This window comes from Lactococcus petauri, assembly GCF_002154895.1.
In the GTDB taxonomy this organism is placed as follows: domain Bacteria; phylum Bacillota; class Bacilli; order Lactobacillales; family Streptococcaceae; genus Lactococcus; species Lactococcus petauri.
This window is the reverse complement of record NZ_MUIZ01000049.1, coordinates 1-300: the sequence shown is the minus strand read 5'-3', so window position 1 is coordinate 300 and position 300 is coordinate 1. Positions and strand designations below refer to the sequence as shown.

Annotated in this window: 1 protein-coding gene; it reads left to right on the top strand. The window is 41.7% G+C overall.

The window, feature by feature from the left end; genetic code table 11:
• On the top strand, positions 1 to 300 hold a 300-nt coding region (locus BZZ03_RS12100; RefSeq protein ID WP_233129004.1), incomplete at both ends, for an MSCRAMM family adhesin SdrC.

Genomic DNA, 300 nt, shown 5'->3' with positions numbered 1-300 from the left:
TGATTCTGATTTTGAATCAGATGCTGAGTTTGATGCGCTATCCGAGGTACTTGTGGATTCACTGGATGCACTGTCTGATGTGCTTGTAGATTCACTCATTGATTCTGATTTTGAATCAGACGCTGAGCTTGATGCACTGTCTGATGTGCTCATTGATTCTGATTTTGAATCGGACATTGATGTTGATGCACTGTCTGATGTGCTTGTAGAATCACTCATTGATTCTGATTTTGAATCAGATGCTGAGTTTGATGCGCTATCCGAGGTACTTGTGGATTCACTGGATGCACTGTCTGATGT